The 13,332-nt window shown below is 34.2% G+C and carries 13 protein-coding genes; 3 read left to right on the top strand and 10 right to left on the bottom strand.

Going from position 1 to position 13,332, the window contains the following annotated elements; translation table 11 throughout:
• Nucleotides 1-374 precede the first annotated feature (374 nt).
• Nucleotides 375-509 carry a hypothetical protein gene (locus tag DCO56_RS29875; protein ID WP_281259381.1) on the top strand — a complete coding sequence of 45 codons (135 nt, stop codon included), beginning with the start codon at nt 375-377 and terminating at the stop codon, nt 507-509.
• A gap of 165 nt (nt 510-674) precedes the next feature.
• Here the strand turns inward: DCO56_RS29875 and DCO56_RS14360 are convergent, their stop codons facing one another.
• The 4 genes from DCO56_RS14360 to DCO56_RS14340 all read right to left on the bottom strand — a co-directional run bounded on the left by DCO56_RS14360 (nt 675) and on the right by DCO56_RS14340 (nt 3,676).
• Nucleotides 675-1,031: a transposase gene (locus DCO56_RS14360; RefSeq protein WP_108634556.1), complete on the bottom strand. Its 357-nt coding sequence runs from the start codon at nt 1,029-1,031 to the stop codon at nt 675-677.
• A gap of 74 nt (nt 1,032-1,105) precedes the next feature.
• Complete coding sequence (locus DCO56_RS14355) at nt 1,106-1,546, bottom strand: transposase (protein ID WP_108634446.1); 441 nt, start codon at nt 1,544-1,546, stop codon at nt 1,106-1,108.
• A 369-nt stretch (nt 1,547-1,915) separates the two neighbouring features.
• Entirely contained in the window at nt 1,916-2,827 is a 912-nt protein-coding gene (locus DCO56_RS14345) for a hypothetical protein (protein ID WP_108634444.1), read from the bottom strand.
• Between the two features lie 57 nt (nt 2,828-2,884).
• Entirely contained in the window at nt 2,885-3,676 is a 792-nt protein-coding gene (locus DCO56_RS14340) for a hypothetical protein (protein ID WP_219929395.1), read from the bottom strand.
• 676 nt (nt 3,677-4,352) lie between these two features.
• Between DCO56_RS14340 and DCO56_RS14330 the strand changes: the two genes are divergently transcribed.
• Entirely contained in the window at nt 4,353-5,825 is a 1,473-nt protein-coding gene (locus tag DCO56_RS14330; protein ID WP_108634441.1) for a hypothetical protein, read from the top strand.
• Nucleotides 5,826-5,935: 110 nt separating this feature from the next.
• Here the strand turns inward: DCO56_RS14330 and DCO56_RS14325 are convergent, their stop codons facing one another.
• From DCO56_RS14325 to DCO56_RS14310, 4 genes are all read right to left on the bottom strand, one after another.
• Nucleotides 5,936-6,817 carry a DMT family transporter gene (locus tag DCO56_RS14325; RefSeq protein ID WP_108634440.1) on the bottom strand — a complete coding sequence of 294 codons (882 nt, stop codon included), beginning with the start codon at nt 6,815-6,817 and terminating at the stop codon, nt 5,936-5,938.
• Nucleotides 6,818-7,415: 598 nt separating this feature from the next.
• A complete protein-coding gene (locus tag DCO56_RS14320; RefSeq protein WP_108634439.1) occupies nt 7,416-8,756 on the bottom strand; it encodes an aminotransferase class I/II-fold pyridoxal phosphate-dependent enzyme in 1,341 nt (446 codons plus the stop codon).
• Nucleotides 8,757-9,046: 290 nt separating this feature from the next.
• Entirely contained in the window at nt 9,047-9,352 is a 306-nt protein-coding gene (locus tag DCO56_RS14315; RefSeq protein ID WP_108634438.1) for a YdhR family protein, read from the bottom strand.
• A 70-nt stretch (nt 9,353-9,422) separates the two neighbouring features.
• On the bottom strand, nt 9,423-10,007 hold the full coding sequence (locus DCO56_RS14310; protein ID WP_108634437.1) for a Crp/Fnr family transcriptional regulator: 585 nt from the start codon (nt 10,005-10,007) through the stop codon (nt 9,423-9,425).
• A 662-nt stretch (nt 10,008-10,669) separates the two neighbouring features.
• Between DCO56_RS14310 and DCO56_RS14305 the strand changes: the two genes are divergently transcribed.
• Nucleotides 10,670-11,572: a helix-turn-helix domain-containing protein gene (locus DCO56_RS14305; RefSeq protein WP_108634436.1), complete on the top strand. Its 903-nt coding sequence runs from the start codon at nt 10,670-10,672 to the stop codon at nt 11,570-11,572.
• 122 nt (nt 11,573-11,694) lie between these two features.
• Here the strand turns inward: DCO56_RS14305 and DCO56_RS14300 are convergent, their stop codons facing one another.
• Nucleotides 11,695-12,807 (bottom strand): TlpA family protein disulfide reductase, encoded by a 1,113-nt coding sequence (locus DCO56_RS14300; protein WP_108634435.1) that lies wholly within the window; start codon nt 12,805-12,807, stop codon nt 11,695-11,697.
• A 20-nt stretch (nt 12,808-12,827) separates the two neighbouring features.
• Nucleotides 12,828-13,274, bottom strand: a complete 447-nt coding sequence (locus tag DCO56_RS14295; RefSeq protein ID WP_108634434.1) for a protein-disulfide reductase DsbD domain-containing protein — start codon at nt 13,272-13,274, stop codon at nt 12,828-12,830.
• Between the last annotated feature and the right edge of the window lie 58 nt (nt 13,275-13,332).

Genomic DNA, 13,332 nt, shown 5'->3' with positions numbered 1-13,332 from the left:
TTTTTTTGGTCGTGAACCCGATTTTAACCTAGCAGGTTTACAAGATCAAATATGTCGTCACAATTATCTTCCAAAATACGATTGGTTTGCCATTAACGCTAATAAACCAGAACTAGAATCTCTTAAGCGATTGATAAATGACTGTTATTTAAATATTTACAATAAATTATTAAGGAATCTTTAAAAGTGAATGTACGTATGAATAAATTGAATTATTGTATGTTGATGGTGGTGCTACTGATCTCTACATGGTCCTTCGCGCAGGTGTATGACGGTACAAAGGCTGTTGCTAAAGGACGGTTCCATGGTTAGCCGATCATCTTCAACTGAAGGAAATTTAGCCGGAAAATTGAAAAGATGTTTTCTGTTTAAGTATGTTCACTAACAAACTGATCATTGAAGCCTTCTCCGAAAGTGCGGCTTCCAGAGGATTAAACTGGTACGTCAAGCATTGTGGTCGTCAAAGTATCTCTCACATGGCCGAAGCTGGAGCAAAAGAGGTTTTATAAATTGAAAAATCATAAATCTTATTATAAAGAACTTTAATAGAAAGCGTTAATATGTAATAGCCGCTACTTGATCTGACAATTTTTAAAAATACCCAACTGTCAGAGGAAGTAGCGGCTACTACAAATGAATTTTGATTTTAAAGTGATAGCCATGTTCATTCTGGACTAACTTGAAAATATTTTCTTCCACTTTGCTACAGTGTTTCTGCTTAGTTGGAAATGTATTGCCAGTTGACTATTGTTTAAATTGTTTTTCTTTTGGTAATTAAGGATTTTCACAATAGCAATTTCGCTGTACGACCGTCGCATTTGGTTAAACTGTTCTGTACTGCCGTCACTTGCCCCAAAGATTTTTCTATTAAGCATTAATACATCAAGTTCTGATAAAACTTCTTTGCTGAGTATATTTTGGAATTTCGCTAGATGTTCCGGATATTTTCTTACAATAATATCATGATAGATTTTTTTATAATTGACTGGATTGTGATTTTCTCTAGATTTATTATTTGATGTATTTGACATAACAGACTTTTTTTTATCGTTCAACATTTTTAAGCCACGAATAGAAATTGTATGATCTTTAAATAATTGGAGTTTTAGATAGAATTAGCGTCAGTGTGTTTGCTTAACCACTTGTACAACGTTGTTTTTGGAATTTTGTATTCATCCATAACCTCCAGTTTTGTTTTTTCATCAGACTGAATGAGTTCAAGAATAAAATTGATCACTTCTTTAGTATATATGTTTTTACGGAATGAAGGGAGTGAATAGTTATCCTTATTTATTTTTTGGTCCTTATTTGCTGCCGGTGGAGCATATAAAATAAGGTGTTGGGAATAAATACGAAAAAAATCATATTCTAGGAGCTTGCTCCATCGAAGAAGAGTTTCACTATCGAGACTTTTGCACTGAAGCATTTTTTGGAATTCTTCTTCAGAACATTTCAAAAAGTTACAAATGCGGGATGATGATATCCCCCTTTCTATAACTGCTTTATTAATTAAATTGCCAATATGAATATTTTTAAAAGCAGGCATAATATGCTGTAATTTTGTTTCAGATAACCTTGTTTCTATTTTAAAAAATCTTATCGATTTTCATTAATGCTGTTTTGGGACTAGCTGCTGAGGTTGCATAAACTATTGTTCCTTTCGGAGCCTCAACTACAGGTTATCTTTATCACCAGTTAAACGTAGTACTGGCAAACCATCCGTTTTTGATCGGTCAGAAGCTGAGCCCATCGCATCCATCTTTTTTAGGCAAATCAATATTTTATACCCACTTGAGAAAAAGTTTCTGCTAACATCAGTAAGATAGCATAGGCGCATAAGCTTTTTTATCATCTTTTGCTTTTTAGTTGTAATTTTAAATTGTGTTTTGAATAGATTCGAAAGTCTTGGTAACCGTTATTTATAATACACTGTCATTGACCAATATCCTCTTCCCCAATTAAAATTAGCTGGTGTACTATTTTCCATACCATACCTGACAGGTGTATTCGTACCTTCTAGATAGGCTTTAAGCGAATATGTAATATTCTGCGCGGAAGGACTGGCCACTATATCATCAGCAATCAAGGCATTAATTGAAGTAACTACTGCCGCAGCAGCAGTTGCAAATGGTTGAACTGTAACTTTTCTAGATCCCGAAGGAAGTTCAACACTGTTTTTCATTAGTGTTACCCCGAAATAGCCGCTCGGAGTTTGATATGTTCCAACTGGTATACTATATGAAAGCACAATTTTTGCAGCTGTATTCGCTGGAATATTAATGGTTTTTGTAAACCCGGTTAAATCTGTTCCGTTGACTGTAACGTCTTGGGGTGCAGTAGCGGTATAATCATAAATATTATCCATCATATAATTGATAGATGCTACTTTAGGATATCCAACATAGGATAAATCCCAGGTACCCGTACCTACAGTATTGGTGTTGTTTACGAGTTCCGCATAATAACCGGAAGGAAGAGTGAATGTAGGGATACCGACAGTATTGTCATTTCTAATCTTGTCTGATCCAGTTGGTTTTAATGTGAGATCAAATGCGGAAATATTTTTAATTTTATACATTCTGCCTGTAAATGCTGTTGTTCCGCTACTAACAGGAGGAAGTGTAATGGTTGCCGTCGAACCTCCGACGTAAGACACATAGTGGTCAGTTGCGACCAAGCTGTAGGAGGCGCTCACTTCTTTATACCCAGCCTCCAGAGAGCCCTCAATGGATAAGGTGGAATTTGGTGTAGCTGTATTTATACCTACTTGTCCAAAGACAAGAGAAGCAAAAGTGAACGTAATTAATGTCAAGTATTTTTGTGCCATTTTGTGTAAATTTTTAAGGTTATATGTTAGCGTTTTATAGGATTGCGGATTAGCGCTTTAATTTATGGGTATAGCAAACAAATAGTTTTCTCCATGATCCCCTATTTTTGGCGATAAAATTGCCGCATCATAACCAGCAGTAGGATTACATTCTGCAAACCAGGTATAGATCGTTACATTATCTGCGGTAACTTCAATCGGGATTACACCGCTTAAAAAAGAATAACCATATTGGTATGTATTTTCCCTTGCTGGGGAGAGCCATGCAGAGGCTCTTCTACTGGAAGATACAAATGTAAAACCTGTTGTAGTTCGAGAAACATTACTGCTGCTCAGTTCTATTCTCATCCAGAGATTATTGGAAGCTGTTGTAGGATTCATTGATGTTATTAATTGTCCGATGTTTACTAACCACTTTCCTTTTGGTAGTGTAATTGAAGAACCTATTGATGTTTCTGATGCAACGTTTTTAGTTGCTGTATTTATGCTTCCTACTACCGTAGGTCTAATTGAAGCAGGTGATTGCCATGTGCCAATGCCATTGGCATCACTCATCAGGACCTTATTTGCTCCTTGGGTACCATCGACGATTTTTATAGCTCCTGCAATGGTTCCATTGTTGATGTCAAGCCTGGTGTCAGGAAATGCTGTACCAGTTCCAACCTTTCCATCTTCGGTTACAACAAAATCATTGCTTTGTTGCATCGTATTTGGAGTGCCTGTAACAGAATTGTCTTTTTTACCATCGATATGAAGAGTTGCTTGTGGGTTCGGTGTATTTATGCCTACTTGCCCAAAAGCAAGGGAACCAAAAGTTAAAGTGAGTGTTGTATAATATATTTTCATCATTTTTTTATTGTAAGTTCTATATGTGTTTTGTGAGCATGATGCTGTATTGATGATACGGGGGCGGGCGAATTGTAATAATTAACGAATACGTATTAAAAAGAACTAGTGACTCATGATGCATGCTGTTGCGATTATCTCCGCAGGTACATTCTTTTTCAGATGTCACATAAAGTCGTTCAAATTCCACTATGTTATTCCACTCGGGAGATATGATAACCATAGCAAGAGCGGAGTTTCGGGATGCGATCAGTACTGTTTTATTTTTACGGTCAGTTTTATAAACCCTAAAATATTTTGTTTTTATGAGTCTAGCATTAGCCAATAAATAAAATTGTATGTTCTTTTCGATAAAGATTTGGGTGGATGTACAGAGGTAAAGGAAAAGACACAAAAGTCCGAATGGTAATTTCTTACTATTCGAACTAGGAATAAAATTCCCGGTCTGTATGTCTTTACTTTTCATCTGTTTTGGTTTTTAGAACCTTTAGGCAAATTTCTATTTTAAGCTCGTTAAGTCGATAAAATATAGGTATTACATTACTATTACTTTTTTTATTACATTAATTTCCAATAAATTAAATCATTTATGTAATACGGGGTATTACATTATGTTAATTAAAAAAAAATTATCTTTGATATACTAATTTGAGCTTAGAACCAATTGATTTTCCAGTTTATGAAACAGCTGATTATTATTTTTACTCTCGTATCACTGATGAGCTATTCTCAGAGACGAGAAGAAAAGAAAGTAGATTCTTTACTTGAACTATCTAAGCACTATCTTATGTCAAATACAATAAAATCACTTTCATATGCAAAACAAGCATCAGTGATTGCAGGGCAGGTAAGTGATCGTAATTTTACGTTTAAAACCAATCTGCAGATTGCTTCTTGTCTGTATAATTTAAATCTTTATGATAAAAGCTTGCAGTATATTTTGCGAGCAGACAAAATTTTGCCTTCGAAAACCAATATTCAACAGGCTAATATGTATGAAATTAAGATTAAGAACTTTGCTGCGATAAAGATGGATAAACTGGAACTCCAAACTGAAAATGATCTATTGGCTATTCTTAAGACCGAAAATTCTAATGAATCAAAGGAAATAAAAGCTAGAACCTTTGCATATTTAAGTGATTATTATCTTTATAAAGAAAATTATGAGGAAGCTAATGTGCTTATTGATAAAACTATTGCGCTCAACAAAATAATTATCAATCCTAAGACGATTGACACCTATGTACAGAAGGCCGATATATTGATGAATTTACAGCAAATGGATTCTGCATTTATATATTTAGAAAAAGCATTGAATGAAAATAAGATTAAAAAATTAACTAAATACAATACATGGTGGTCCTTTGGGGATTATTATATCCTATTGAAGAATGATAGAAAAGCATTAGAGAGCTATATAGCTGCATTGGAGGACATGCATATATTTAATATTGTTGATTATGAATCTGAAATGTCCATCACAAAAAGTATAAAAGAAATTTATGAACGCTTAGGAGATCAACAAAATGCTCAAAAATATGCGCAAGAATATGAGCGAAATTATAAATTATACAATGAAAATAATAATAAAGGGCTTACGGAAACAGTTAATTTAATCCTAAATGATAAAGAAACAGAAAGCCGAACTGAAAAGCGGAGGATAATCATCTTCTCTGCGATTATTACGCTTATCATTATTACTTATTTTTCTGTACGATCTATCCGGTTAAAGAAAAAGAAGTTGCAGATCCTACATCAGAATAGTTCTTTACTTATAGAAAAAGAAGATTTGGAAGCAGAAAAATCAAGACTTAGAAAAAAGGCAGAAGAAAAGCAGTTAGCTGAATTGATTTTACTGGCTAAAAATAACAATCCTGAATTTTTGATTCTCTTTGAAGAATTGTATCCAGACTTTATCAAGAACTTAAAAATAGTAAATCCTAAAATTAAAAATTCAGAAATTTATTTCTGTGCACTTGCGTTTATGAATTTTTCTTCGAAAGAAATTGCTCAATATTCCTTTGTTTCCCTATCTGCTGTCCACTTACGGAAACATCGAATTCGTAAAAAATACGCTATTCCTTCGGAATTAGATTTTAATACTGTCATGAGGGAATTAAATAGTAAAGAACTGCCTTCCATTTTTGACTAATGCTGGAACGAATTATTCGTTGAATGTTACGTCTGATACCTTTAGTGATGATTACGTATAAAGTATCCCGCCACTTTCCGGCGGGATATCAAATATTTTAGTAGTGAAAACTAAAATCCTTTGTTTTGCTGTTTTTTAACTGAAATAGCAGTCTGTAATACAACGGAAAGAATTACAAAAAGCAACCCCAGATAAAAAGAAAAATTCAGTTCCTTGCCCTCGTTAAAGAATAGAAATGCTATTGCAATAGCATATACGGGTTCAAGGTTGAAACTCAAATTTACTGTAAATGCGGATATCTTTTTTAATACTTCAGCAAACAAAACATATAACCCTACAGTACAAAAAAGTGACAGGAGAAATAGATAAACAGTGTCTTTGTAACTAGGTAGGAGATTTACAGTTGGAAAAAAATACAAATACACAGGCAGCAGCAACCCCAAACCGACAGTTCCACCAATCATTTGATAATAATTAAGGAGTTTACTATCATAAACTTTAACTAATTTCTCATTATAAATTGTGTATAGCGCGGCAAAAGAAGATGATATTACACCTAATATGATCCCTAATTGATATGAATTGTCAAAATGAAAAATACAACTAATACCCACTAAGGTTAATGCGCTTAATAGCAATTCAGAATAGTTGAATCTGGTTTTATCAATCAAAGGTTTGAATATCGCCGTGAAGAAACTGGTTAGACAATAGCAAACTACACCAATAGAGATATTTGCATATTTGATACTTGCGTAGAAGAACACCCAATGTATTGTAATAAGTACTCCGATCTTACCGATATTGATTTTTTCATTAGTACTAATTTTAGTACTTATTCGAAGTATACGTAAAATAAGCGACAGGATAATTGCAGAAAAGAATATACGGTACCATGTAAGTAAAACCTCGCTAAGAGATATAAGTTTTCCAAAAATACCCGTAAAGCCTGCCAGAATGATGGCAAAATGTAATAACAAATATGATTTTTTCATAAAGAGTTAGATTCTTGTAATAAAATAATTAATGGAAGTTACGAAGCATAACATAAACATCCGACGTAATACACAGATGGCTACACTTCTTTGAAACTCGAAAGGAATATTAAGTACTAGGGGGAGGAAGGGAACTCTTTCTATTCATATTTATTAAACTGATTTACAAATATAATATATTTAATCTCTTTTTGTAAATTGAAGTGTTAGAAATGGAGACTGGTACGGCCTCATTGAATTGGTTCTAAACACTTAATTTGCCACTACATAAACACTCTCAATTAAAATCATTGTATTATAATTCTTTTTCTCGTTTGTAGAGATTTGGTGAACAGCTGTTTCCAGGGCATACTCCTTTAATGGCGACTGTTACCAGTATTAAGATCGCCCCAAGAACTGAAATATAAATTTCTCTGTCCATACTACCAATTACAATGAAAAGCAGACCGAACGCTAATTTTATTAGTCCATTAATGGGGAAATTTCTAAAATAATCTATCATAATTTCGTCTTTTATTGGATCGCTGATAACAGATTTTTGGTCATCATGATCCGTATTTAAAATGATATTATTGCCGAAACTTGTAATCTGGCAAAACTATTGTGTTGCTATTTTTTTGTGTTTCGGTAAGCCTGTTAAGTAGTACTGGATTCTTTTCATTGCTACCTGTAGTTCTTCATCATCAAAACAAGTGTATACTATTCTAAACATGCCTTTTTTTGTGTGACCGAAACCGATTCCTGGAGTTAATAAGACCCCCGTATTTTTATATAGTTCCTGCCAGAAAGCCATCTCTGCTGCCAATGTTTCAGTTTCTAAAAATCGAGAAAAATCTGCCCATACAAATAAGCTTCCGTAGGAAGGAACAAAAGGGATATTTAATTTTTTTAACATATCTACCACTACAATGTACCCCTTGGTTAAGGCGTGTCGTTGAGCATTCAAAAAATCCTGTATAAACTCATGATCTCCCAGAATATTTTGTAATAACCATTGTGTATGATTTGATACCATGTGGGGGAGATTTAAATTATTAAAAGCCGTTAAGAAGGCTTGATTAAGGGAGTACACCATACCGACTCTCATTCCTGAAATACCAAGGTCTTTAGAAAGTGCGTACCACTGATGTAAATATGGACTGTTTTTCTTATGAATGATTGAGAGGAATGAAGTAAACGTTCGATGGTCGGAGTAATCATCAGCTATAGCGGGATCTTTTGTATTCACTGTTACAAAGCCATAGATCTCGTTGACTATAAAATGAATTTTTCTTTCCATACACCATTCGGCAATAGATTCCAGCTGCAATGCGGTATATAATCCTCCGGTAGGATTATCAGGATTAGTAACTACCAGCAGTCTGAAATTTGAACCTTGGCGTTCGATATCTTGTTTGGCTTTTTCCAGATGTTCAATCGACAGAATAGGTCCATGATGGATAGCATCACTATCGTGATGTGTAATTAAATCATATCGTTGTACGCCAGCCTTGTTCATGATGTCGCGGCTGTACACCGGGTATGCAGGAGCTGGAAATACGGCAACATCACCTTTATCCGCAAGAATAATAGCCGAAAGTTCGATAACGGCAGTAGCGCCGGCTGCAACTCCAATGTTTTCGGGAGCTATGGGGCGATCTGCTAAAAAATTCCCCAAGAAGTCTGCTAATGCTACCCGGAACGTTTCGTGACCCAGTCCCGAAGTATAGCCTGAAACCCAGTCTGGAATTTCCAGTGTAGCAGCAATATATTGCATTCGCTCCCTTAAAATGGGCCAATTGAGATTGTTGTCCGCTACATTTAAAGGAAAAGTACCGTGTGGATTTTCTTCAGCGCTGTAAATGTTTTTTGATGCTTCAAAGTAAAGTTCAAAATCGGGTCTAACAACAGTATTGTAAGCACGATTGCCCCTTAAAGATATATAGGATAATTCTGACATTAATTATTATTAGCTTAAATTAAATATTCCAAAGTTAAGCCGCGGCTAACTTCAAAAACATGGACAAAACTGAAAAAAAATGGTACTTATTGCTTTTGGCCGTATTTAGTTATGATCAACTTTGAAGTAGTTATTTAGAAGTTTTCAAGGAGTATTTTGAAAAGGAATTTAGGAAAAAGAGTGAATCACATTTTAAAGCCTATTGTAGGATATATTTGAGATATGCCCTTTACACTAAAAACCATTTCAGAAAAATTTCCTGAAATGGTTTTTCAATTTACAATCGATGTTTAAATCCCACGGGTAATTTTGGATGCTTCCTCTACAACGGGAATGCCAACTATTTTTAGGTTTTTTAAAAATGGTAAATTAGCGACCACCTCGATTTCCGGTGTAGCCATAAATGCATCCATGTCTTCTTTCGTTTCCCATAAATAGAAACTAGAAAATTGCGTGTCAAAATCTGCCATCCATACTTTTGAGATTAACCCTTTGGCTTTAGAAATAGTTTCTGCAAATGGGTCTACGAATTGTTTGATATATTCTTCTTTAGAATCCAATTCGAGTGTGTACGTGAAAATTTGTCCGTATTTCATAACTAATAATGTTTTATTACAGTACAAAATTGGCGGAATTTAAACGGATAAAAAATGAACTTTCACACTTTTATTTTGTGTGATTTGTCACATTTTTACTCAGGCGGCTTAGCATTTCTCTTGACACACCGATATATGATGCGATTAAATATTTAGGAATAGATTGAATAAGATTTGGATATAAACTGATAAAATTATTAAATCTTTCAATAGCAGTTAGGTTCAGCATGGTTAATATTCTTTCCTGGGATGCCACATAGCCTGCGTTTGATTTGACCCGGAAAAAATGTTCCATTTTGTGAAATTCACCACTGAGCTTCTCCAGGTCGTCATGACTGATGTACAACAGTTCACAATCAGTAATACATTGTACATTTATAGTCGCAACTTTATTATTAAAGAACGCATTATAGTCTGTGATCCACCAGTCGGGCTGCGCAAACTGTATAATGTGTTCTCTGTCATCTTTATCGATGTAATATGATTTCAGAATGCCTTTGATGACAAAGTATTTATTGACTTTCTGTTGACCAGCTTGTATAATAAACTGATTTTTCTTCATTTTTTTATAATGAAAATGCGAGCTGATGTATACAAATTCTTCATCTGAAAAGCTTACGATTTCTGCTATGTGCTCTCTAAGGGTTGTCTTCATTATTTTACTTCGTGAACGGTTTAACAGTTAAGTGTATCCCTATCTTATTAAAATTTTGTCTTTACCAATTTTACAAACATCATTCCTTCTTATCACTTTAAATTTCTTTTAATTATCTGATCTGAAATTAGAATATTACGTAAGATTTCAGTGTAAAGTAATCGTGCGGACAAGCCCAACAAAGGGTACTGAAAAGATGGGTTTTATCAGCTTGTAAATATAATATTTTTCAAACATAGTTGATTTTAAAAGATTAAGCCATAGCGAATTCATAAAGTCATATTTTAGTAATTTAAGTTTTTAGGTTGATTATTTGAAAAATCTTTGGGCATTAGACCTAAGAAATGGAACCAAATTAATAATCGAAATTGACCAAACACCTCTGGTCACGAGCGATGTGCAGTACATTCGTTTCTCAATCCAATCTTTATTGCCTGAAAATTTGCACCCGAACATTTAAAATTAAAACTGCAGGGAGCGGCGATTTCAGCAGGCTTGTCAAGATTATCGCATTTAAGCCGGTAAATCAGTACTGCTATTTGTAATTTCAAGATTGTCATTTCGTTTCCAAAGTACTTTTTGAATATAACTACAATTAGTGAAACTGGAAATACTCCTATATTTGTAAAATTATTACATCAAGAATAAACTGACGTTAATATATGAAAAAGCAAGAACAGGAGGCTATCTACGAATATCATTTACATGCAGATTTTCCAGGTAAAATGCAGTTTGAGGTTCAGCCTTTACAAGATCTGATCCAGGATCATCAGGATGATATTGCTAAACCGCATATCCATAGTTTTTATCAGATTATATGGTTCAAGAAAGGGAATGGGAAACATTTTGTTGATTTCAATGAATACGACGTTTCAGAAAATACGATCTTCTTTATTGCTAAAAACCAAGTTCATGCCTTTGATAGTAATAGAGACTATGAAGGATTTGCTATTCATTTTTCGGAAGATTTTTTAGTTCAAAAGGAAAATGATGTTGATTTTTTTCTCAAGTGCAGTATGTTCAATAATCCCTATCAGATTCCCTCGTGTTGTGTAGGTACTGGGAATGAATATAAACTGGATGAATATATTGTCCAGATGCAGACCGAACTGAACGAACATGATAAATATGGACAGGAAGAATTACTCAGACTTTATCTTAAAGCGTTTTTAATTCAGGTTCAGCGCCGTAAATATGAACTTGAAGAACTTAATAAGGGACTTGCTCCTTTTATTGTTGATGAGAAACGGACCCAGTTAATCCACTTTGTCAATCTGATCGAAGAGAATTATACGAAGGGACTTCCTGCATCAAAATATGCGGAAATGCTTTTTGTTTCCTTAAGAACTTTGTCTAATCTTACTTTGCAACTGCTCAATAAGAAACCATCAGAGATGATCCATGAGCGGATTGTATTGGAAGCAAAAAGGTTATTGCTCCATTCTGAACTAAATGTGAATCAGATAGCGGATAAACTGGGTTTTGAAGACTCATCTTACTTCATAAGATATTTTAAAAAGTACACCAGTCAGTCGCCTACATCCTTCCGAAAATCTTTTCAATAAGTATACCCTCCGCGCTAACTATTTTTTCTATAGAAAAATATAAAATTAAGCATATAAACGAAATCGGTTCTAGCATAGAATTCAGCTTCGTTTATATGCTTGTCGGTTTAATTCAGATCGTTTTACTGAAGTTTACCGTTATATCTTAATAAAGTATCCTTAAAATTTAGTATTGTTTCATTGGTAATGCTGCCAATGTACTTTTTAGCTTTGAAAGCATTTTCAGCCTCCTTAACTGCTAATTCTTGCATATCAATGGCAATTTGATTTTCGCCAGCTTTTTGGTATGCTGCAGCTATTTCGCTATATACTAATGGAGTAATTGTTCCTGAAAGATTTAATCTCTTTTTATTTAATTCAGCAGAATATAGATATGCTTTTTTAGAAAGTCCATCAGTTTTTAATAGCTCAGTGGCAACGATTGACCCATAAGTCGAGTTGTCCTTTAACCATTCATTACCGAAAGCAATAGCCTCATCTTCCTTTTTCTGAGCCAATAGAATTATGAGGGTGAAATAGTTCTTCTGTAATTTTATATCTGGATCGTATTGATCCAAAGAACTTAGTAATGTTGTTGCTTTTTGATAATCTTTACTGGAGATAGCTTTTTCGATGGGTGTCAATATTGCAAACTTAGCTTTTAGAGCTTCATTTTTTGCTTTTGCCAGTTCAAATTGTTGCATAGCTATCTGAATATCATACTTCCCATTCATTTCTGCCATTATGATTGAATCAACTTTCATTGGATGACCTATCCAAATAATTTTTCTATCCTTTATTAAGAAGGTCGATGGAATTCCCATTTGCGATGCGGGTACCATCCAATTATTGACCATAAAATGATCATTATTGTCAACTACAACATTGTAGTCCATGTCACTTCCCATACTTTTAACAAACTGAGTCACCGCCGGTAGAGAAGACTCGTAGGGCTTATCGCCGGTTTTTTCCCATATATTTACGCCAATGAAAGTAGCATTGTCTTTATACTTTTTGGCCAATGTGGAAAGATGTGGCATTGCTGCTTTGCAGGGGCCACACCATGTTGCCCAGAATTCCACTACATAAAACCTATCTTTTTCATAAGTGGAAATAGGAATACCCTTGATCCATTTGGAATATTTTATTTCCGGAGCGTCATCGCCAATTGATAGCGAATTCCTGTTTTGTCCAATTGCTGAATGCAACACAAAGAATAAGGCGCTCAGCAGCATCATTTTTTTTAGATTCTTCATTTGCTTTTTTTGTGGTATGGTTATTTGACGTTTATCAGAAAATTTACAGTTTCGGCAACCAGACACTGAACATCATCGCAAACCATAAATTCTACAGATCCTTTAACCTGTGTAGTTTTAGTTTTTAATTTAATGTTCTGTTGAAAAATTACCGATTTTTCAAAATAGCCTACGTTCATATTAAAATTGGGCTCAAATGTAATGATGGGTTTAGGTTCTAGTGTAGTTCCAATGAGTTTGTAGTTTTTAGAAGGTACAAAATTAAAGCTTGTTCTAGTGGGCCCGCCTTTATCGACAAATTGTGAATAGATATGCCATCCATCCTCAATGGTAGCTTTCAAGTAAATAATCGCTTCGGAATTTGAAGTTCTTTTAGCTGCATAGGTCCATTTCACTGGTTTAAGAATCTGCGCATGCACATTAAAGCAACAAAATATTGCGAGAATGGCTAAGGTTATACATTTCATAATTATTTATATCTTTTTATATTCAATAAATTCTGAGTCTTTTAGTTCAGTATTTTCT

Source organism: Sphingobacterium athyrii (assembly GCF_003071065.1).
Classification (GTDB): domain Bacteria; phylum Bacteroidota; class Bacteroidia; order Sphingobacteriales; family Sphingobacteriaceae; genus Sphingobacterium; species Sphingobacterium athyrii.
This window is presented reverse-complemented; position numbering and strand designations above follow the sequence as displayed.

Coding starts and splice junctions, on each gene's coding strand:
- DCO56_RS29875 (WP_281259381.1), top strand. CDS start 375: ATGTTCACTAACAAACTGATCATTGAAGCCTTCTCCGAAAGTGCGGCT.
- DCO56_RS14360 (WP_108634556.1), bottom strand. CDS start 1,031: ATGTCAAATACATCAAATAATAAATCTAGAGAAAATCACAATCCAGTC.
- DCO56_RS14355 (WP_108634446.1), bottom strand. CDS start 1,546: ATGCCTGCTTTTAAAAATATTCATATTGGCAATTTAATTAATAAAGCA.
- DCO56_RS14345 (WP_108634444.1), bottom strand. CDS start 2,827: ATGGCACAAAAATACTTGACATTAATTACGTTCACTTTTGCTTCTCTT.
- DCO56_RS14340 (WP_219929395.1), bottom strand. CDS start 3,676: ATGATGAAAATATATTATACAACACTCACTTTAACTTTTGGTTCCCTT.
- DCO56_RS14330 (WP_108634441.1), top strand. CDS start 4,353: ATGAAACAGCTGATTATTATTTTTACTCTCGTATCACTGATGAGCTAT.
- DCO56_RS14325 (WP_108634440.1), bottom strand. CDS start 6,817: ATGAAAAAATCATATTTGTTATTACATTTTGCCATCATTCTGGCAGGC.
- DCO56_RS14320 (WP_108634439.1), bottom strand. CDS start 8,756: ATGTCAGAATTATCCTATATATCTTTAAGGGGCAATCGTGCTTACAAT.
- DCO56_RS14315 (WP_108634438.1), bottom strand. CDS start 9,352: ATGAAATACGGACAAATTTTCACGTACACACTCGAATTGGATTCTAAA.
- DCO56_RS14310 (WP_108634437.1), bottom strand. CDS start 10,007: ATGAAGACAACCCTTAGAGAGCACATAGCAGAAATCGTAAGCTTTTCA.
- DCO56_RS14305 (WP_108634436.1), top strand. CDS start 10,670: ATGAAAAAGCAAGAACAGGAGGCTATCTACGAATATCATTTACATGCA.
- DCO56_RS14300 (WP_108634435.1), bottom strand. CDS start 12,807: ATGAAGAATCTAAAAAAAATGATGCTGCTGAGCGCCTTATTCTTTGTG.
- DCO56_RS14295 (WP_108634434.1), bottom strand. CDS start 13,274: ATGAAATGTATAACCTTAGCCATTCTCGCAATATTTTGTTGCTTTAAT.